Origin of the sequence: Capnocytophaga catalasegens, assembly GCF_026005215.1 — a bacterium.
Classification (GTDB): Bacteria; Bacteroidota; Bacteroidia; order Flavobacteriales; family Flavobacteriaceae; genus Capnocytophaga; species Capnocytophaga catalasegens.
Map to the genome: position 1 here is coordinate 1 of NZ_BPMA01000037.1, position 20445 is coordinate 20445.

At 32.3% G+C, this 20445-nt stretch carries 19 protein-coding genes; 13 read left to right on the top strand and 6 right to left on the bottom strand.

Annotation, left to right across the window (positions count from 1 at the left end; genetic code table 11):
• Together OO775_RS10080 and OO775_RS10085 are read left to right on the top strand one after the other, a co-directional pair.
• Positions 1-183, top strand: a 183-nt coding sequence (locus tag OO775_RS10080; protein ID WP_264845239.1) for a transposase, incomplete at its 5' end; no start/stop codon positions are given.
• A gap of 65 nt (positions 184-248) precedes the next feature.
• The gene (locus OO775_RS10085) at positions 249-1514 is read left to right on the top strand and encodes a porin family protein (RefSeq protein WP_264846968.1); all 1266 of its coding nucleotides are present in this window, start codon (positions 249-251) and stop codon (positions 1512-1514) included.
• 30 nt (positions 1515-1544) lie between these two features.
• On the opposite strand, the gene OO775_RS10090 is transcribed toward OO775_RS10085, so the two are convergent.
• Together OO775_RS10090 and kdsB are read right to left on the bottom strand one after the other, a co-directional pair.
• Positions 1545-1865, bottom strand: coding sequence for a hypothetical protein (locus tag OO775_RS10090; protein ID WP_264846970.1), 321 nt, complete (start codon positions 1863-1865; stop codon positions 1545-1547).
• A gap of 90 nt (positions 1866-1955) precedes the next feature.
• Positions 1956-2687, bottom strand: a complete 732-nt coding sequence (gene kdsB / locus OO775_RS10095; RefSeq protein ID WP_264846971.1) for a 3-deoxy-manno-octulosonate cytidylyltransferase — start codon at positions 2685-2687, stop codon at positions 1956-1958.
• 110 nt (positions 2688-2797) lie between these two features.
• On the opposite strand from kdsB, the gene OO775_RS10100 reads away from it, so the two are divergent.
• Both OO775_RS10100 and OO775_RS10105 read left to right on the top strand, forming a co-directional pair.
• Entirely contained in the window at positions 2798-3715 is a 918-nt protein-coding gene (locus tag OO775_RS10100; protein ID WP_264846972.1) for a TIGR03571 family LLM class oxidoreductase, read from the top strand.
• Between the two features lie 12 nt (positions 3716-3727).
• Positions 3728-4306: a flavin reductase family protein gene (locus tag OO775_RS10105; RefSeq protein ID WP_264846973.1), complete on the top strand. Its 579-nt coding sequence runs from the start codon at positions 3728-3730 to the stop codon at positions 4304-4306.
• A 12-nt stretch (positions 4307-4318) separates the two neighbouring features.
• On the opposite strand, the gene OO775_RS10110 is transcribed toward OO775_RS10105, so the two are convergent.
• From OO775_RS10110 to dusB, 4 genes are all read right to left on the bottom strand, one after another.
• The gene (locus OO775_RS10110) at positions 4319-5434 is read right to left on the bottom strand and encodes a beta-ketoacyl synthase N-terminal-like domain-containing protein (RefSeq protein ID WP_264846974.1); all 1116 of its coding nucleotides are present in this window, start codon (positions 5432-5434) and stop codon (positions 4319-4321) included.
• Between the two features lie 11 nt (positions 5435-5445).
• Positions 5446-5928 (bottom strand): ribonuclease HI, encoded by a 483-nt coding sequence (gene rnhA, locus OO775_RS10115; RefSeq protein ID WP_264846975.1) that lies wholly within the window; start codon positions 5926-5928, stop codon positions 5446-5448.
• Positions 5928-6491, bottom strand: a complete 564-nt coding sequence (gene purN / locus OO775_RS10120; protein ID WP_264846976.1) for a phosphoribosylglycinamide formyltransferase — start codon at positions 6489-6491, stop codon at positions 5928-5930. The genes rnhA and purN overlap by 1 nt, the downstream gene beginning before the upstream one ends.
• Positions 6492-6557: 66 nt before the next feature.
• A complete protein-coding gene (gene dusB / locus OO775_RS10125; RefSeq protein WP_264846977.1) occupies positions 6558-7532 on the bottom strand; it encodes a tRNA dihydrouridine synthase DusB in 975 nt (324 codons plus the stop codon).
• A gap of 564 nt (positions 7533-8096) precedes the next feature.
• On the opposite strand from dusB, the gene OO775_RS10130 reads away from it, so the two are divergent.
• The 9 genes from OO775_RS10130 (at position 8097) to OO775_RS10170 (ending at position 20166) form a co-directional block, all read left to right on the top strand.
• Positions 8097-11435, top strand: a complete 3339-nt coding sequence (locus tag OO775_RS10130; protein ID WP_264846978.1) for a SusC/RagA family TonB-linked outer membrane protein — start codon at positions 8097-8099, stop codon at positions 11433-11435.
• Between the two features lie 12 nt (positions 11436-11447).
• Positions 11448-12929 carry a RagB/SusD family nutrient uptake outer membrane protein gene (locus OO775_RS10135; protein ID WP_264846979.1) on the top strand — a complete coding sequence of 494 codons (1482 nt, stop codon included), beginning with the start codon at positions 11448-11450 and terminating at the stop codon, positions 12927-12929.
• Positions 12930-12953: 24 nt separating this feature from the next.
• Complete coding sequence (locus tag OO775_RS10140) at positions 12954-13814, top strand: zinc-binding metallopeptidase (RefSeq protein ID WP_264846980.1); 861 nt, start codon at positions 12954-12956, stop codon at positions 13812-13814.
• Positions 13815-13838: 24 nt separating this feature from the next.
• Complete coding sequence (locus OO775_RS10145; protein WP_264846981.1) at positions 13839-15128, top strand: DUF4302 domain-containing protein; 1290 nt, start codon at positions 13839-13841, stop codon at positions 15126-15128.
• A gap of 16 nt (positions 15129-15144) precedes the next feature.
• Complete coding sequence (locus OO775_RS10150; RefSeq protein ID WP_264846983.1) at positions 15145-16482, top strand: DUF4302 domain-containing protein; 1338 nt, start codon at positions 15145-15147, stop codon at positions 16480-16482.
• Positions 16483-16669: 187 nt separating this feature from the next.
• Positions 16670-18427, top strand: a complete 1758-nt coding sequence (locus OO775_RS10155) for a hypothetical protein (RefSeq protein WP_264846984.1) — start codon at positions 16670-16672, stop codon at positions 18425-18427.
• Positions 18418-19029 (top strand): hypothetical protein, encoded by a 612-nt coding sequence (locus OO775_RS10160; protein ID WP_264846985.1) that lies wholly within the window; start codon positions 18418-18420, stop codon positions 19027-19029. Before OO775_RS10155 ends, OO775_RS10160 begins: the two co-directional genes overlap by 10 nt.
• A complete protein-coding gene (locus tag OO775_RS10165; protein ID WP_264846986.1) occupies positions 19026-19613 on the top strand; it encodes a hypothetical protein in 588 nt (195 codons plus the stop codon). Before OO775_RS10160 ends, OO775_RS10165 begins: the two co-directional genes overlap by 4 nt.
• Before the next feature lie 124 nt (positions 19614-19737).
• Positions 19738-20166 (top strand): hypothetical protein, encoded by a 429-nt coding sequence (locus OO775_RS10170; protein ID WP_264846988.1) that lies wholly within the window; start codon positions 19738-19740, stop codon positions 20164-20166.
• Positions 20167-20445 lie beyond the last annotated feature (279 nt).

A 20445-nucleotide genomic window follows, 5' to 3' on the forward strand; every position in this document is an offset into this window, starting at 1 on the left:
TTGAAATGGGTGCATATTGTTATCAGTAATGCCAAGCGGAATTTATTATGTAACTATCACAAAATCAAACGGAAGTATTTACAATTATACTTAGACGAATTTGTTTACAAGCTCAATCGTCGTTACTTTGCAGAGCATTTATTTAACAGATTGGTTTTAGCCAATATTACAGCTTATGAGTGATTACGGATATACAATAAATTTTTTATAGTTTTATAGCTAAATTCAAAACACTTACAAAATCACAAATGAAAAAAATAGTTACTTCCTTATTTTTGCTAACTATTTTGTATAGTTTTGGGCAAAATAACCTTCGTATTAACCTTGACGAAAGTGGAACTACGTACATTAAAGCAGCAATTCGTGCTAACTTTTGGGCAAGATATTATCAAACTAATCCAGGCTCTACAATCAATGGTGAAGAAGTAAATCACATTTCTGACGTTTCTATTCGCCGACTTCGTATGAATTTTGAATCGCAAATTACTCCTAAATTATTTTTTTATAGCAATTTAGGGATAAATAATGTCAATTTGACAACGCAACGCAATGTCAGTTTGAGTATTTTAGATATGTACATCGAATATACACTCGTACCCGAATTTGCTTTGGGAATAGGACAAATTGGCTGGGGATCAAGCAGAGGAACTATGCGAAGTAGTAAATCTATGATGGGACTAGATACACCTCTTTTTTCACTCTTCAACGTAAATAAAAACGATCATTATGGTCGAAATCTCGGTGTTTTTGCCAAAGGATATATAGGAAAAAAATGGAGCTACGTAGCTACAATCAAAAACCCTGTAAAAATAACTACCACTCCCAAAGAAAAAATAGTTGATTACGCTAATAATGCTCCAAGAAAACAATATTCAGGATATCTAAAATATGATTTCCTTGATAGAGAAAGTAATAAAAATTCATATAGTGGAGGCGCAGGAACATACATAGGCACTAAAAAGATATGCAATATAGCTATCGGTGGGGTATACCAATCCAAAATGATGTCAGAACTTGATAATAATCAACTCAAATATTATGACTATACCAATTTTTCTTCCGAATTCTTTTTAGACATTCCTATTTCAGAAAAAAATAATGCTATTACAGCCTATTTAGGATATTTTCATACTGATTTTGGACGAAATTATGTTAGAAAACTCGGAGCTAATGATATTGCCGATACCGAGGGTGGCTCTTCGTTTAATGGTAATGGAAACGATGTTCCTATGATGGGGTCGGGCAATACTCTTTTCTTTCAAGGAGGATATTTGTTTCCCAAATCGGAAAAATATGATTTGAGAATACAACCCAATGTAAGTATCCAACATTCTAAGTTTTACGGACTTAAAAACGCTACCAACATTTATGACATCGGAGTTAATATATTTTTCAAAGGACACGACAGGAAATTATCACTTTCATATCAAAACAGACCTATATATGATATGAATACTGAAGTTTTTTCTCGTAAAGGAATGGTTGTTTTACAATTTCAAGTAGAAATCAATTAGTTTTTAAAGAAATTTGATTATCGAAGTTTTTTAGAATAAAATATACTTTCTGTAAATATCAGCTTCGGAATGTGTATCGAAAATTGCAAATAGAAGCTTCTGTAAATCAACTATTTGTGCTGTCGTAAAAACACATACGTGAGTATGGTCACAAAGACTAATTATCTCAATACCCGAATGCTGGTCATCAGAAAAATGAGCATCAAGGTCTATATTCTGAATTTTGCCTCGTAGTTCCAAAAGCTCACAAAATCGAAGCGTAACTATTCGGTCGGGCATTTCAAAATAAAACCGACGGTCTTCCTTATTCTGGAAAATTTTATAATATTTCGATACTCCTAAAACTCTCATATCAGGTTGCAAATATATTAAAATAAAATCAAAATAAAATCAAAATTTTATAATATTTTATTTCTATATTGATTTTCAATAATTTAAAAATCATTTTTCCCATAACAATCTTGCTTTTTGTAAGTCTTCATACGTATCAATACCAATATTTGGCTTATTGGTAATGACCATTTTGATACGTTTTCCGTATTCTAAATAGCGTAATTGTTCCAATTTTTCGCTAGCTTCCAAAAGTCGCATAGGCAAGTTGTAAAAATCCATCAGAGCCTGTTTGCGAAAAGCATAAACGCCTATATGTTTCATATACGGGAAATCAATATTTTCATCGCGCATAAAAGGAATAACAGACCGAGAAAAGTACAGCGCAAAGTTATTAACATCTGTTATAACTTTCACATTATTAGGGTTTTGTACTTCTTCATAATTAGACAAAGGTGTCATAAGTGAAGCAAGGTCTATTTGTTGTTGCGTATCGTTTTCAAATACACCAAGCAGGTTTTGCAGACTTTCTCTTTCGATAAAAGGCTCGTCTCCTTGTACATTTACAATAATTTCTGCATCTATTTGTTTGGCAGCCTCAGCTATTCTGTCACTTCCGCATACGTGTTCTTTCTGGCTGAGAATAGCTTTACCTCCGTTATCTTCAACAGCTTGTTTTATAATATCACTATCAGTTACAACATACACATTGTCAAACAGTTGTGTTTGTATTGTAGCCAAATATGTTTGTACAATAACAGGTTTTCCAGCTAAGTCTTGCATTAGTTTGGCAGGAAATCGAGTAGCTCCATATCGAGCAGGAATTATGGCTATTTTTTTCATTGTAGAATGATTTAAGTGCAAAAATAATTCATTTTTTCAAAAAAACATAAAAATTATTTCATAAAATGAATAAATAAGATTACTTTTGTACCAAACATAAAACGAATATTATGCTAATAGATACTAATAAAATTAGTTTGGGGGTTTTATTTCCGATAGAAGCCTATGAGGGAGCTTTTCCAAAAATGGAAAATCAAGTAAAATTGGCTCAACAAGCTGAAGCCTGCGGATTCGATACGCTGTGGGTACGTGATGTTCCTTTGCATGACCCCAATTTTAGAGATGTAGGTCAAATATACGACCCATGGATATATTTATCACACATTGCTTCTTTGACACAAAGTATCAAACTGGGTACAGCCAGTATGGTATTGCCGCTTCGACACCCAATTTTGTTTGCCAAAGCCGCCGCAAGTATTGACGTATTATTCCCAAATCGCTTACACTTGGGAGTTGCTTCGGGCGATAGAGCGATTGAATATCCTGCCTTTAACAAACCATATGAGTTTCGTAATGTTCATTTTATGCAACAAATGGAAACTATCCGGGAGTTTTGGCGAACAGATTTCCCACGTTATGATACAGATTTTGGTCGTTTGGTAGGAGAAGCAGATGTTATTCCTAAGCCTCTCAAAGGTAATATTCCGATGTATGTAACGGGACACGCAGGCGGTATCAATATTGAATGGATTGCTGAGCATAGCGATGGTTGGATATACTATCCGCGCGAATTTTCTTACACCAAAAATATTTTGCAAAATTGGTACGAAACGCTTGATAAACTTCATCTGCCACAGAAACCTTATATACAACCTTTGTATATTGACCTTTTAGAAAATCCTGATGCAGAACCCCAAGTTTTGGAACTTGGTTTTCGTTTAGGCAGAAATTATTTCATAGACTTGTTGCTAAGTCTTCGCGATTTGGGAGTTAATCACGGAATATTTATCGCTAAGTTTTGTTCTCGTCCTGTCGATGAGGTTATAGATGAAATAGGACGAGAAGTTATTCCATATATAAATGATTAAAATTTCACAAAAATGAATAAATATATCGCTTCTGTTCCCTTAGAAAAAGCTTTTCGCTTGATAAATCACGGAGCAACAACCTTAGTTTCATCACGTTATGGAGGAATTGATAACGTAATGGCAGCTGCTTGGGTTTGCGGACTTGATTACGACCCTCCCAAACTCACTTTCGTACTTGATAGTCAGAACAAAACACGCCAATTAGTTGAAAAAAGTGGTATGTTTGCCGTACAAATTCCCACATTGTCTCAGTTGGAGTTAACACACTGGTTAGGGACACATTCACTTTACGACGACCCTCAGAAATTGGAACATTCAGGAGTTGAGCTCTTTTCAATCGAAGGATTTGATGTGCCTTTGGTTTGTGATTGTGCTGCGTGGCTTGTATGTAAAGTTATTCCTGAACCACACAACGAACAAGCATATGATTTGTTTATCGGAGAAATAATCGGTGCGTGGGCTGATACACGTATTTTTCGCAATGGGCATTGGCAATTTGAGAATGCCGACGCTTCTTGGCGTAGTCTTCATTACATAGCAGGAGGACATTTTTACACTATCGGTGATGCGTTCGATGCCAAAAGTGAATAATATCTTAGAGAATTAGCATATTTGAATAACCAAAGCAGTATTGCTTCCACCAAAGCCTGAAGCTGTTTTAAGAAATATACGGACTAATTTTTCCGTATTGTGTGTGATGATAGACAACGGATATGACACTCCTAAGTTTTCAAAACCAATGCTTTTAAGAAGTGTCTTTTTTCTACTTAAAGCAATGGTCAAAATAGTTTCAAGCAGTCCCGAAGCACCCAGAGTATGCCCATAGTACCCTTTGTAACTATTAAGTGGTATATTTTGCAATTGTGCTCTATGAAAAGCGATAGCCTCCATTTCATCGTTGTAAAGTGTCGCTGTTCCGTGAGCATTGATAAGGTCTATCTCTGCGGGAGAGATTTGTGCCTGTGTAAGTGCATTTTGAATACTTGCCAAAAGTCCTTCGCCTGTACGTGAAGGTCCCGATATATGATTGGCATCATTGATAGAGCTATTTCCCAATATGGTAGCTTTGGAGTCTTGTTTATGGATAGTAAGATACACCACAGCAGCGGCTTCTCCTAGTGTTATTCCATCTCGATTTTTGTCATAAGGTCGACAAGGTTTACTGCTCATTGCTTGAAAAGATTGAAAACCAGACAAGATAAATTCAGAAATTTCATCACCTGCCACAACCAACATATCGTTGTACAACCCTGCTTGTAAAAGTCGTTTAGCAACCGAAAGAGCTTGCGCCCCCGAAACACAAGCATTGGAAATAACAATAGGCTGTGTTTTTATCTGGAAAAAAGTAGCAATTTTCTGCGCTAAGGCAGATAAATATTGAGTATCGTTGGGCAATTGTTCCATATGAAGAAGCCGAATATTTCCTTTGGTTGTTGAGAGGATAAATCCTGTTTTTTCGTTGAAAATACCTTTTTGAAACAAGGGATAAATAGCCAAAATAAGCATTTTTTCTAATCGAGAAAAATTATTTTTGTCCGAAATTTGCTCAAAAGCCTCATCAATCGCTTGGTCTTTTATTTTAGAAAGGAAAATATTGGAAAAATTAGCATAACTATCATATTTACAAATGCCAGACTTGCCCAAAAGTAGTTGAGTTACATTGTCAGAAAGGCTAAATCCTAAGGGAGTTATACAATTATATGAATGTATATAAACCATTTTTAAAATTATCAAGAAACAAATAATGTATTTTCTTTTTGTTCAAAAACCTCATCAATGAGAAGTTTCGTTTGTTGTGAGGCAAGATTGGCAAGCTCATCACAGCGTTCGTTTTGCGGGTGAGCGTTATGTCCTTTTATCCAAACGAAAGTTACCTTTTGCTTGCGATATTCTTTGAGAAATTGTACCCAGAGGTCTGCATTTTTCTTCCCTGCAAAATTCTTCTTTTCCCACGTAAAAACCCATTTTTTTTCAACAGCATCAACCACATAACGAGAATCGGTATATATAGCAATTTCTGTTCCTTCGTTTTTAAGTTTTCGAAGCGCTTCAATTACTGCCAAGAGTTCCATTCGATTATTGGTTGTAAGTCGATAACCTTGTGAAAATTCTTTTATATAATTCGTCCCCACAAGTTCCATTATAATTCCGTACCCTCCTTTTCCAGGGTTTCCCTTAGAAGCTCCATCAGTATAGATATTGACTTTGGGCATTATTGAAGTAATTTTTGAATTATTTTTGGAAAAAATTCGTATTCCAAATTATGGATACGTTGTGCTAACGATTCTGGTGTGTCATTTGAGAAAACATCGGTTGTTGCCTGATGGATAACTTCTCCTTGGTCATAGTGTTCATTTACGTAGTGAATAGTTATGCCACTTTGCTTTTGTTTGTCAGAAATCACAGCCCGATGTACATGCATTCCGTACATCCCTTTTCCTCCATATTTAGGTAAAAGAGAAGGATGTATATTGATGATTTTGTTGGGAAAATCACTGATAATTTTATCGGGAAATTTCCACAAAAAGCCAGCTAAAATAATTAAATTGGGATTTATATGTTGTAATAAAACTTGGATAAAATCGGTTTTATAAAGTGTTTTTCTGTCAAAAACAATGCTGGGAACAGCTAATCGTTTGGCTCTTTCAAGCACACCAGCCTGCGGATTGTTGGTCAAAATAAGAGCAATTTCAATAAGGTCATTTTGAGCAAAATATTCGTAGATTCGCTCAGCATTACTCCCTGAACCAGAGGCGAAAATTACTATTTTTTTCATTAGAAAAAATCTTTGTGCAAAGAAACTACTTTTTCTTGATTTTTCAAAAAGAACCTGTCCTATTTTTTAATAACATTTGAGTATTTCCTCGAAAATTCCAAAAAGTTCTTCGGGAGAGTTGGCGGTAACTAATTGCTGGCGATGCGTTTTAAAATTAGAAATACCTTTGAAATAATTGGCGTAATGTCTTCGTGTTTCTAAAATACCAAGGCGTTCTCCTTTCCATTCCATTGCCCAAGTTACGTGATTTTTTGCAGCTTCTACTCGGTCAGCAACTGTGGGTTCAGGAAGTTTTTCGCCCGTAGCAAAAAAGTTTTTTATTTCGTTGAAAATCCATGGATAACCAATAGCTGCACGTCCTATCATTATTCCATCAACACCGTATTTGTTGCGATATTCGAGTGCTTTTTCGGGTGAATCAATATCTCCATTTCCAAAAATAGGAATATTTATACGTGGATTTTCTTTCACTTTGGCAATATATGACCAGTCAGAATGCCCTTTATACATTTGTACGCGCGTACGTGCATGAATAGAAATAGCTTTAACACCAACATCTTGCAGGCGTTCAGCCACTTCACTTATATTTATCGAATCATTATCCCATCCTAAACGCGTTTTTATGGTAACAGGGAGTGAAGTGCTTTTTACAACAGCTTTAGTAAGTCTAATCATAAGGTCAATATCTCTGAGCACGCCTGCACCAGCCCCTCTGCTTACTACTTTTTTTACAGGACAACCGAAGTTAATATCAACCAAATCGGGACGGACAGCTTCTACAATTTGAGCCGAAAGCGCCATTGCCTCTTCATCACCTCCAAAAATCTGAATTCCCACAGGTCGTTCATAGTCAAAAATATCTAACTTCTGTCGGCTTTTGATAGCATCACGTATCAATCCTTCCGAAGAAATAAATTCACTATACAACATATCAGCACCGTGTAACTTGCAAAGACGCCGAAACGGAGGGTCACTCACATCTTCCATCGGAGCTAACAAAAGGGGAAATTCTCCCAATTGGATATTTTCTATTTTTACCATTAAATTTTTTTTGGCAAAAATACTATTTTTTAAACAACAGGCAAATAGTAAAATTTTCTAAATACTCTTACAAATTACAGCTCAAATTGTGAAGAATAATTCTGTAAAAACACCATAAAAACAACAAAAATATTTTTTTTAAGTAAAACAAAACTAATTATTTCTATTCTTTTTATAATTTTTAAAAAAAATTGAACATTTTTTTTTAGAAAATTATACCTTTATTCAAAAAATGGATTTTTGATAAAAATCCATTGATTTTATTGATAAAAATAGATTATTTTGAAGATTTTATTGACAAAGTATCAAAAAAACATCTTAAAAATAGTTTTCTTTAAATTTTTATTATTTTTTAATCTTTTTTCATTTAAAAAATAATTCTATTAAACACATGTAAAATAGATATATTTTCCATAATTTAGAATTTATTATTTTTTTTTATTTAATTATATAAAATATTTAGAATAAAGTTTTAATTTTGCAACTGCAAGGTATGTAATAAATATTCTAAGAATTATTAAAAAACACAAATAATACCATTTAAAACTAAAAACAAACATATCTATGAAGGGAAGATTATTAGCATTTTTTTTCTTTTTTGTCTGTACTATTGTTTGGGGGCAAAAAGAAGTAACAGGAGTTGTAAAAGATTCACAAGGCGCACCATTGCCAGGAGTTGGTGTTGTTGTCAAAGGAACATCTATAGGTGTTTCAACTGATTTTGATGGAAATTACAAGATCAAAGTCCCTAATGAAACCTCTGTATTGGTATTTTCTACTTTGGGTATGCAAACTCAAGAGAAAGTTGTAGGAAGTAACAAAACACTAAACATTGTTCTTCAAGAAGATGTATTACAAATTGGAGAAGTTGTTGTTACAGGTTATCAAGAAATTAATCGTAAGTCTTTAACGGGAGCAGTGCAAACTCTTAAAGCAGACCAAGTGAAAATGGATGGAATAGTAGATGTTGGGCGTATGCTTGAAGGGCGTGCAGCGGGAGTAAATGTGCAAAATATTACTGGCACATTTGGTGCAGCACCTAAAATTACAATACGAGGAGGTTCTTCAATTTTTGGAGATACAAAGCCTCTTTGGGTAGTTGATGGAGCTGTACAGGAAGAGGTTGTTAATTTGACTTTTGATCAGCTTGCATCGGGAGATTCTGCAACTCTTGTAAGTTCAGCTATTTCTGGATTAAATGCGAATGATATTCAATCAATCGAAATATTGAAAGATGCATCTGCATTATCACTTTATGGAGCACGAGCTTTGAATGGAGCCGTTATTATTACGACCAAAAGTGGCAAGCGAAATTCTAAAACTTCTATTTCATATCAGTTAGAACAATCGGTTCGTAGCATTCCCAATTATGGACAATACGACATTTTGAATTCTCAAGAAACAATGGCAATTTATAAGGAATTAGAAGATAAAGGTCATTTTTCGCTTTCATCTCACACACAAGGGAGATATGGGGGTGTTTATAATATCTATTATAGAGCAATAAACACGTATAACCCTATCACAGGAAGTTTTATGGCAGAAAATACAGATGCTGGTAAAATAGCTTTTTTAAAAAAATATGAGTACGCAAATACAGATTGGTTTAAGACTTTGTTTCGTTACTCATTAACGCAAAATCACACTTTAAGTATGTCAGGAGGAGGTGAAAATTCTACACAATATGCTTCTATTGGCTTTTTTATTGATCCTGGTTGGACTATTGCAGATAGAATTTCTCGTATAACAGGTAATTTAAAAAGCAATTATACCTTATCTCCATCAATAACTGTTGGAATGTTGGTACAAGGAGCTATCCGTAAGCAGAAAGTTCCTGGAACTTATGGTAATCGTTCTGGTAGTGATGTTACAGGAGAGTATAAACGTGATTTTGACATCAATCCTTTCAGCTATGCGTTGAATACAAGTAGAACATTACGCCCTTACTCAGATAATGGAGAGTATGAATATTATCGTTATAATTATGCCTCTATGAATATTTTAAAAGAATTGGAGAATAATTATATGGATTTGAATGTGTTAGAAATCAAATTTCAAGGTGATTTAGAAGCAAAATTAACTAAAAATCTGAAATACAACTTTTTAGGTTCTGTTCGTTATGTAAAAAGTACGAATGAACATTCTATAACAAAAGATAGCAATATCGCTGGAGCACATCGTGCTAATGAGACTACTATTGTCGCAAATCAAAATCCATTTTTATTTAAAGATCCAGACAATCCAAATGCAATTCCACAGGTTGTATTACCAAATGGAGGAATTTTGAAAAATTCAGAAGATAATTTACAAACTTATTATTTCCGTAACGCATTTGAATATAAAAACTTATTCAAAGATGTTCATAATGTAAAATTGTATCTGGGGCAAGAATATCGTCACACAGATCGTTATAATTCAAATTCAATCGGTTATGGTTATCAATTTGATAAAGGAGGTGTGCCATTTACAGATTATCGTATTATTCAAAAATATTTGAATGATGCTTCTGATTATTTCGGAAGAAAATTCAATTATGAAAGAGGAATTGCTTTCTTTTTGCAAAGTACATATTCATATGATGAACGTTACGTATTTTCGGGTACAGCAAATTATGAAGGTTCTAACAAATTAGGTCGAAGTACTTCGGCTCGTTGGCTTCCTACTTGGAATATGAGTGCTCGTTGGAATGCTTCTAATGAAAAATTCTTAAAAACTAACGAAACACTATCTACTCTTGCTTTTCGTTTTAGCTATGGGCTTATTGCTGGTTTAGGAAGTGCAAGTAACGCTTTGGCTATATTTAAAAGTGGAATTGCTAACAGATACTATGGTAATAATAGAGAAAATAGAATTTACATCGAAGAACTTCAAAACGAAGAGCTTACTTGGGAGAAAGTGTATGAAACAAATTTTGGAACAGAAGTAGGATTTTTTAACAATCGTATCAATTTATCGATTGATTTATACCAAAAAAATTCAAAAGACTTGATTGATTATGTACGTACTTCAGGTGTAGGAGGACAACATATTAAACTTGCCAATAACGCTTCAATGACAACAAAAGGATTAGAATTTTCATTGCTAACTCGCAATATAAAAACTGATGATTTTGCTTGGAATACGACTGTTAATTTTGCTTTTTTTGACCAAAAAATCACACATTTGAAATATCAACCCAATGTTTTTGATTTAGTTCGTGAGTTTGGAGGTAATGTAGAGGGAGAAGCGCGTAATACCTTATATTCTTTTGATTTTACTGAATTAGATTCAAATGGTTTGCCAAATTTTAAACTTAAAGAAGGTAAAAATTACTTAAAAGATATTGATTTTCAAGATAATCAAAACATATTGACTTATCTAAAAAAAGAAGGACCTGTAGATCCCAATATAACGGGAGGTTTTTCAAATACGTTCACGTACAAAAATTGGGAATTTAGTTTTCTCATTACAGCACAAGCTGGAAATAAAATTCGCAAAACAGCACAGTATGCAGCTGTTTATAATGATTTAGATGTTTTCCCAACCGAATTTAAAAATAGATGGCTTGTAAGTGGAGATGAAAAGATTACGAATATCCCTGCTATCCCATCTAGACGATTACTTAGTCAAGTAGGAGAATCTAATTTGGTAAGACTCTACAATGCTTATAATCATTCTACAGAGCGTGTGGTAGATGGTTCTTTTGTAAGAATGAAAAACATATCATTATCATATTCATTTGATAAAGATACAACGGAAAAATTACGAATTAATAATTTGACCCTACGTTTGCAAGCTTCTAATCCATTTCTAATTTATTCAGATAAACGATTAAATGGACAAGACCCAGAGTTTTTCCGTTCAGGAGGAGTAGCATACCCCGTAACAAGTCAATATACACTTACAGTTAATTTAGGAATTTAATATCGAAATATTATGAAAAAAATTTTCACATACAAATACATAGGCGTTTTTTTATTTGTTATAACATTGAGCGCTTGCAATTCTTTTTTAGATGAACTTCCTGATAATCGCACAGAGATAGATTCTGCTGAAAAAATACAAGAATTGCTTGTTAGTGCATATCCCGATGGATTATACATGGGTATTGCAGAGGCCATGAGTGATAATGTAGCTGATAAAATTACCATAAACGACATCAATCGTGTTAATGACAGGGCTTATCACTGGGAAGATAATTTAGATATCACTCGTGATACTCCTACATTTTATTGGAATGCCGTATATAAAGCAATTGCTTCTGCAAATCAAGCCTTAGAATCGGTAACTTTATTGGAAAATAAAACTAATCTTGATTATCTCCGTGGAGAAGCTTTGGTAGCTAGAGCTTATGGACATTTTATGTTAGCTATGTTATGGTGTAAGGCATATAACCCTGCTACTGCAAGTTCTGATATGGGATTACCTTATGTAACAATCGCTGAAAAAAAAGTTTTTGGAAACTATAAACGAATATCCTTGCAAGAATATTATGCTCTCATCCAAAAAGATTTAGAAGAGGGTATTCCTCTTATTGATAACAATAAATACAAACAACCAAAATTTCATTTTACAAAGGAAGCTGCTCACGGATTTGCTACACGATTTTATCTAATGAAAGGTGATTGGAATAAGGTAATAGAGCATGCTAATGAAGTTTTTTCAACAACGAATGCTTCGCAATTTTTAAGAGATATAAATGCTTTTAAGCCCCTTACCTATGCACAGAAAGAAACTAATTATGCTTCTTCTTCTGAAAGAGCCAATTTACTAATTGTAGGAGCTTCATCTCTTTATGGACGATCTTCATTGTACGTTCCTAAATATGGAATGACCGCAGAAATTCAGAATAAACTATATTCATCATCGTTTCATCCACAGGGACTTTCGTGGTCATATTCTATTTATGGACAAGATGGGTACTTGAATTTACCAAAATGTATAGAATATTTTAAATATACAAATCTGGCCGCAAAAGAGGGGTATCCTTATGCTATGATGACCTTACTTTCAACAGATGAAGTATTTCTCAATCGTATAGAGGCTAATATAATGTTGGGTAATTATAGCGAAGCTTTATCTGATCTGAACACATACTTGCCTTTAAAAACTCTTACAACGATGACTCCTTTAACAGAAAACAATATTGACACGAAGTATACAGGTAAAGGAGTAGATTTTAATCCTAATTATACATTAGATGATAAACAAAGAGTTTGGTTACAATGTGTAATAGACCTTCGCCAGGTAGAATTCTATCATGAAGGAATACGTTGGTTTGACAACAAACGTTTAGGAATGAAAATTACACATACCAGTTCGCGAGGAACATTTGAGCTTACCAAAGATGACCCTCGTCGTGAATTGCAAATCCCTCAAGATGCTATAAGCAATGGAATCATTCAAAATCCAAGATAAATTTATAATTAAAAATAGAAGAATATGAAAAAAATATTTATTTTTTCGATACTAACTATCCTAATGATAGGATGTAGTCATAAAGAAGAAGCTCTTTCAGATAAAAGTGTTCTGGATGGAAATTCAACTTCTCAAACAGAATTGGATAAATACATTTTTGAAAATTTTCAAAAACCATACAATATAAAGGTTACTTATAAGTATATTGATTCGGATTTTGAACAAGCGAAATATTTATATCCACCTACCGAATCAAAAGTAAAACCTTTGTTAGAAGTTATTACAAAAGTATGGATAGAACCCTATATTTATGTGGCTGCTAAAAAAAATAAAAATTTTAATTTTATTAAAGAAGTAGCTCCTCGTCAAATATCACTTATTGGAGGATACAATGTAAATACAAATGGTACAATAACTTTGGGGTTTGCAGATAGTGGAATGAAAATTACACTCTTTAATGTAGATCAATTGGATCTGAAAGATGAACAGAGAACACGGCAGTATTTTCATACCATTCAACACGAATATTGTCATATCATTAATCAAACAAAACCATTTTCAGTAGAATACGGACAAATAACTCCCGCAGACTATACAAGTAACTGGTATAATGTTTCAAATACAGATGCTTTAAACAAAGGATTCATTAGTCCTTATTCAATGTTGAATGAAATAGAAGATTTTGCAGAAATGACTTCTGCTATACTAAGTCTTTCCAAAGCAGAATTTGATGCCAAAGTAAATGCTGTTAGTGATGCCAAAGGTAAAGAAATTCTCCGATTGAAAGAATCATATGTAGTTGAATATTTTAAAAAAGAATGGAATCTTGATATTTATGAACTTCAAGAACTAATTGATATTCGTATGAAAGAAATTTTACAATAAAAAAACCGAATAAGTTTCTATTTTATGAAAAAAATTATATACATATGCTTGTCTATAGGTCTTTTTTTAGCTTGTAATCGTACTGAAGAAGATACATTTGATAGAACACCTACTGAACGATTGCAACAAGTTTCACAAGAATTGTATAAAGAACTAACTTCAAGTGAATATGGTTGGAAATTAGTTTATCAAACTAATAAACAGAAGTTTGGAGGATTTACTTTCGTAATGAAGTTTGATAAACAGGGACAAGTGGCAATGGTATCTGATTTTGACAAATCAACTATTACACAGCAAAATAGTCAGTACGAAATAAAAACAGGACAAGGTATATTACTTTCGTTTGTAACCAAAAATCATATTCATAATCTTGCTGATGCTGTATTAGGAGTATTGGGAAAAGGATATGAAGGCGAGTTTGAATTTGTTTATATCGGAAAAGAAGATGGAAAATTAAAATTCAAAACTCAACGTACGAATGAGTTTTTATTTTTTGAAAAAGCTGAAAATGACGATTGGCAAAAGATGCAATCTTTGCTAAACTCAGTAGAATCGTTGGCTACGGATAGTTATCGTTATAGTATCAATGTGATTTCAAACTCTGAAAATAAAAACTATCATTTGTCTGTTGAGTATCGATATGCTACTTTTAAAACCGATACAAAGGAGTATAAATTTGGACTCATTCCAACTACTGACGGGCTTACGCTCTCTCCACCTCTTAATTGGAAGGGCAAACAATTTGACAAATTAACAACCGAAGGAAGTGGTTTTAGTAGTACCGTTGATGATACAACCTTTAAGATTACTTTTTCAGAATTTCCTGCCTCGAACAAAGAAGATTATAAGGATATTCACAATTTGGAAGGATTAGTAATGCTTACAGAATCTCTAAAAGAAACCTATTTAACATCAAAAAAATTCAAAAATTTATTAACTACTGAAAAGGGAAATGATGTGTTTGGTATACGAATTTATTTTGATAGTGGATTTTGTGACTTAGATGTTTTAAATGATTTTGGAACAGGAATAGCTCTACTAAGACATTTTGCTTCGTATGAGATAAAAGATGGAAAATTATTTTTCAAGCCTATTCCTGGAGGATATTGGTCTAGCAATGATGATTTATGGTCTGATGCTAATAATGAATTGATACTAAAACAAGCCATCAAAATATTTAACTTCTTAACAGAAGACAATAATGGGTTTTATATTGAAAAACGTACTGAAAAATTTCATTTACCCAATACTATTTATGTTTTACAGAGTAGCAAATATTCTGATTTTTATTTCCCTATGTATGGAGTAGAATAACTAAGCTAATTGACCGATGAAAAAAATAATATATATATCTATGGTGTTAGCATTATCTTTGGCCTGTAACCAAAAGGAAGATGATGATTTATTTGGTAAAACACCTACTGAACGATTACAAGAAAAAACTAATGAATTAAGAACAGAACTATTATCAAGCCCACATGGATGGAAATTAACCTATCAAACAGACAATCAAACATATGGAGGATTTACTTTCGTAATGAAGTTTGACGAACAAGGACAGGTGGCAATGGTTTCTGATTTTGACCAATCAACTATTACACAGCAACAAAGTCATTATCAAATAAAAGTAGGACAGGGTATATTACTTTCGTTTGTTACTAAGAACCATATTCATAATCTTGCTGATGCTATATTGGGTTCTCGTGGAAAAGGATTTGAAGGTGAATTTGAATTTATCTATATCGGAAAAGAAGGTGAAAAATTAAAATTCAAAACACAACGCATTGTAAAAGACATTTATCTTGAAAAAGCAACAGCTAATGATTGGAATACTATTACCAATCTATTGGGAAGTATAAGTGTTCTTGATAGTGATTCGTATCGACATTTTGTTAGAATAACCAATGCTAATGGAGAAATCAAAGACTATAAAATGTCTCTTAATGACCTTAGATACATGACTTTACGAAATTTTACAAATTCCTCGGATCAATATAAGTTTGGTCTAATTCCCACTTCAAAAGGGTTAACTTTATCTCCTGCTCCGACATTTGAAGGAAAAACTTTTAACGAATTCATTTGGGATGCTAATGCCTCGCCTGCGCGATATATAACTACCATTGATGGAGTAACCGCAGAAATTTTATTTTCATTGTATCCTAAACCTGAACATGTTACAGATGACTATAAGGACATTGAAAAAATAGATAATTTTATATATATAAATAATTTATTAAAAAACACAACATTAACCTCTGATTCTTTTCGAGAAAATTTAATTAAAATAGATGATAACAAAGAGTTTAGCCGATTAGAATTGGCTTTTGGAGATAATCAAGAATGTAATATTGATTTGTTTTATAATTTTTCAGGGAGAACTTCAATACTTCGTATTTTTTTAGAATATGAAATCAAAGATAAGAAAATCTATATTTCTCTTGGAAAAGGCAATTTAGCTTCTAATAATTTCCCTCTTTGGCGAGCACCTGAAAATAAGGCAATATATGATAAAGCTATGAGTGTATTTAGTTTTTTTGTTAGTGCAGGAGCCAATGGCTTTTATATTGAAAAACAAGAAAATAAGTACACATATTCAAATGTAGTTTACGTATTGCAAAGCCATTCCCCTTCCGGATATTATTTTCCAGTGTATAGTGTTTTTAAATAACACTAATCTCTTCTCTTCAAATCAAAAAACTTTGTCAAAGTATTAAATACTTTGACAAAGTTAATTTTAGACATTTTAAAATAATGGTATTTTTCTTTAAATTATTAACTAATTTTGGTAAAATATTAGAATTTAAAATTCATAAATAAAATTATATCAATTTTGTACAATATTAAAATTATAGTTTATGAAATATATTCTATTTATTATTCTTAGTTGTAGTATCTTTTTAGTAGCCTGTCAAAAGCATACTTCAGAATTTCCAAATCAAGAACAAAGTGTTACAGACTCCTTGATACAAAAGAGCTATTCGATAGACAAATTACCTTTTGAAAAAGAAAAATTAGAACAACTTTTAAGGTCTTCTGTCAGAGAAAAACAAGGAGAACTCCCAATATCTGCTTATGGTATTGAGAATAATTTATCACTCGGGAATGAAGTTGTAGAGAATTCGTACAACCAAACAACTACCTATTCCATTGGGATAAATGAAAAAAAATCATCTGACAATAGTTTTAAAAACTTAGTCATAGAAAAATCAGAAAATAAAGAAGCTACTTATCTGATAACGTATCATCCTTCCGAAACTTACACAAAGGCAGTAAAAAAAGGCTTTATAGACACTCCTTATCAGGGTACTTATGATGTTAAGTTATTAAGTTTGTATGACAAAGATTTGGGCAAAGAAAATAAAGATGCTATTGTGTCGATTTGTGTAACTACCACAGTTGCTGTGCGTTGTACAGCTGGCGGAAGACATCATCCAAATGAAGCTCATCAATGCAAAGGAACTCCTGAACAAAAGCCTCGATGGGATACGCGAACAACTTGTACAACAATTTCCAATAGAGGTAATGGAGCAGGTCCTGTATTACCTGAAGAACCCAATTTTGATGCTATGATAGATCGAAATGGAAGCTCGTCTGCTTCGCCCCCTGCATCTGCTCCTCCAAAACCATTAAAAGATATAGAGAATAAGACACCTCGTTATGATTGCTTAGACCCCAATTGTAAGAGTGTATCGTATTATGACCCGATGGTTATTAGCCCTATTTTGTATAGTTTTCCAACAGAATTATATGAATTAAAGGCATTGCTTGATGAAGATGTTTTTATTTGGATAGGAGAGACTATGTCACCTACAAAGATTAGCCAACTGGTAGCCCTTTTCAATAATAGTGATTTTAATACGAAAGTATCTATAATAGAACGTATTAAAAATGCTAGAAAAAACGGTATCAATGCCAATGATATAGTATTTGATATACCTGAACAAATTTTTGATAATATAACCAACCCTAAAATAAAATGTATTCACGATAAATTACGTTATGGGGAAAATGATTACGTAAAGCAAATTTTAGATAAATTTGAGGGAGATGGAACAGATTTTGATATTATAATATCATCAAGAGATAAAGTAATAACTCCGGATGGTCGTGATGTTAATGGTATAACTCGCTATACAGAAGGAAACAAAAATATCTATATAGAAATTAGTATTTCAAAATCAGACTCAAGAAGTGTTTTAGATGTTGCTAGAACTATTTTTCACGAATATATACATGCAGATATTTTTAGAAAATTAAAGAACCCTAAAAAAGTTATTAGAGATGATTTTGAGTCTGTATTATCTCAATATGCCTTGGAAAGAGGTAGTGATCAGCATGATATAATGGCAAATTTATATATTCCCTTGCTACAAAACGCAATGAGACAATTTCATCAACAACAAATGCCTCGAGAATATAAATATATAAAAGACAAATTTTTCAATAATCGATTGACAGAAGATTTGTTTTACGAAGCCTTAGCTTGGAGAGGAATAAGCATGTATGGAATGACTGCATATACAAATATGCCACAAGATAAAAGAGAAATTATTGAAAAAGATGCTACACAAGTAATTGTATATGATTTAACAAAAAATGCACCATGCAAATAAAATTTTATATAATCACTTTGTTTTTGTATCTCCATACAACACAAGCGCAGATAAATCCAAGTTCGTTATTTTTACTTATTGATGATAGCGGAGGTGTTGTAAAAATAGAACAAAGAGAAATAAATAGTCAATCAATTGATAAAAAATATGTTCTAAAAACAACTTTATATAACGAACATCAGGAAGTAGAACTTATCTATGATAGTGGAGAGAAAGATAAATATTATTATATTTATTATGTAAATGAACCTAAAAATTGGCAGGTATCTTTTCGTTTTGATTATTATAGAAAGCAAAAACAGATTAGTTATGGGGGATATATTTTGTTACTCTCAAAATTGATGTTTGAAAATTTCAGAAAAAGAGGAAATGTTACGAATTTTCATACTATCCAAAAGAAATGGAGTAATTATAACAAAGATGAATTTACAGAAAAAATGAGGATAAACCACGCAGAATATGTTTATCGAGAGTTAATTGAGGGAAAATATAGGAATATAATACGTAATAACGTCTATTTAGTTTTCTCTTCTGATTTGGATAAGGATTACATACCTTGTTACGAGGTAGAAGTTTCGATAACTAAGATTCAACAGGAATGAAACCCATAGTATTTATTATAAGTTGCCTTTGTACTTATCTTGTACAAGCGCAGATAAACCCAAATAGTTTGTTTATAGTGTTTGATGATAAAGAGGGTATCTTAAAAATAGAAAAGAATGATGTAAATGATAAATATGGTAATTTATACAACACTACATACTATTATAAATATCATCAAAAAATAGAAGAATTTAATAGAGATACTCAAAAATGGTATAAAACTTTAACTTATAGACATCAAGACATAAAAGCAGGATGGTGGGTAAGTCTTCATCATTCTCATAGAACAGGGGGGAAATATAATAACTATATTTTACACTTACCCAAAGAATTATTTGATTCGTTTAAAGAAGCCCGTAATAAGGTAAAAACAATTTCAGAAATGGAAAAAATATGGAAAACCTTAGATAGTAATAATTATTCTTTCTTTTTTGAAGGGTATAAATACTATTTTCAACTTCCCATAGCACAAAAAGGGTATTATCGAGATAATGTTTTTATGGTATTTACATCAGACTTAGAAAAGGAATTTATACCTTGCTATGAAGTTAATGTATATTATAATGAAGAAGCAGATGAATAAGTTTTTTTTAAGTTCATAACGTAAAAGCGTATCAAGAGTTGGTTTCTAAAAATAAAGACAAAATAGACAAAATGAAAATAATGGAACAAATACTCGCAGGTTTAACATTAACATCTCCTTGCCAATGAAACCCATAGTATTTATTATAAGTTATCTTTGTACTTATCTTGTACAAGCACAAGAAGAAAAGAAGATTTATGTTTTGATAGACAACAAAAAGAGTAACCTTTTCACATTTGAAAAAAAATACTACAAGAAATATGACAGCTATGATGCAACTATAAAAGTTTTCTTTAAAGAATCGAAAAGAAGATATGCAAAAGAAGATGAGATATTGGCTCAACCCATAAATAATTATTATGAATTTCGTTCTTATAAAAAACCGATTGAAATGAAGTGTATTGATAATCTAAAAATATATACAATTGAAGACATCAGGGATAAAGAAGAACTCTTAAAATTAATTTGGAGAGGCAGAACCTCTGTCTTTTTTATAGAGAAAACAAAAACAGGATATTTGGTTTGGGAAATGACGCCTGAACACGTAGAATAAAATAGTAATTTTTGGACAAAAAATGCAAAAGAAAAACAGCACGAAATAATGGCAAATCAAGAGTTGGATAAAACGAAGAAAGATAGAATAGAAAAAATACACCCAGGTTTAACATTAACATCTCCTTGCCAATGAAACCCATAGTATTTATTATAAGTTATCTTTGTACTTATCTTGTACAAGCACAAGAAGAAAAAAGATTTATGTTTTGATAGATAACAAGCTTATCACAACCTCTGACAGACAGAACAACAAGCGGTTTAGCTTATCACAACCTCT

Bases quoted from the DNA above. Each gene is read 5' to 3' on its own strand.
- OO775_RS10160 (WP_264846985.1), top strand. From the start codon at position 18,418: ATGCAAATAAAATTTTATATAATCACTTTGTTTTTGTATCTCCATACA.
- OO775_RS10155 (WP_264846984.1), top strand. From the start codon at position 16,670: ATGAAATATATTCTATTTATTATTCTTAGTTGTAGTATCTTTTTAGTA.
- OO775_RS10085 (WP_264846968.1), top strand. From the start codon at position 249: ATGAAAAAAATAGTTACTTCCTTATTTTTGCTAACTATTTTGTATAGT.
- OO775_RS10140 (WP_264846980.1), top strand. From the start codon at position 12,954: ATGAAAAAAATATTTATTTTTTCGATACTAACTATCCTAATGATAGGA.
- OO775_RS10100 (WP_264846972.1), top strand. From the start codon at position 2,798: ATGCTAATAGATACTAATAAAATTAGTTTGGGGGTTTTATTTCCGATA.
- OO775_RS10130 (WP_264846978.1), top strand. From the start codon at position 8,097: ATGAAGGGAAGATTATTAGCATTTTTTTTCTTTTTTGTCTGTACTATT.
- purN (WP_264846976.1), bottom strand. From the start codon at position 6,491: ATGAAAAAAATAGTAATTTTCGCCTCTGGTTCAGGGAGTAATGCTGAG.
- OO775_RS10150 (WP_264846983.1), top strand. From the start codon at position 15,145: ATGAAAAAAATAATATATATATCTATGGTGTTAGCATTATCTTTGGCC.
- OO775_RS10170 (WP_264846988.1), top strand. From the start codon at position 19,738: ATGAAACCCATAGTATTTATTATAAGTTATCTTTGTACTTATCTTGTA.
- OO775_RS10110 (WP_264846974.1), bottom strand. From the start codon at position 5,434: ATGGTTTATATACATTCATATAATTGTATAACTCCCTTAGGATTTAGC.
- dusB (WP_264846977.1), bottom strand. From the start codon at position 7,532: ATGGTAAAAATAGAAAATATCCAATTGGGAGAATTTCCCCTTTTGTTA.
- kdsB (WP_264846971.1), bottom strand. From the start codon at position 2,687: ATGAAAAAAATAGCCATAATTCCTGCTCGATATGGAGCTACTCGATTT.
- OO775_RS10105 (WP_264846973.1), top strand. From the start codon at position 3,728: ATGAATAAATATATCGCTTCTGTTCCCTTAGAAAAAGCTTTTCGCTTG.
- OO775_RS10165 (WP_264846986.1), top strand. From the start codon at position 19,026: ATGAAACCCATAGTATTTATTATAAGTTGCCTTTGTACTTATCTTGTA.
- rnhA (WP_264846975.1), bottom strand. From the start codon at position 5,928: ATGCCCAAAGTCAATATCTATACTGATGGAGCTTCTAAGGGAAACCCT.
- OO775_RS10135 (WP_264846979.1), top strand. From the start codon at position 11,448: ATGAAAAAAATTTTCACATACAAATACATAGGCGTTTTTTTATTTGTT.
- OO775_RS10145 (WP_264846981.1), top strand. From the start codon at position 13,839: ATGAAAAAAATTATATACATATGCTTGTCTATAGGTCTTTTTTTAGCT.
- OO775_RS10090 (WP_264846970.1), bottom strand. From the start codon at position 1,865: ATGAGAGTTTTAGGAGTATCGAAATATTATAAAATTTTCCAGAATAAG.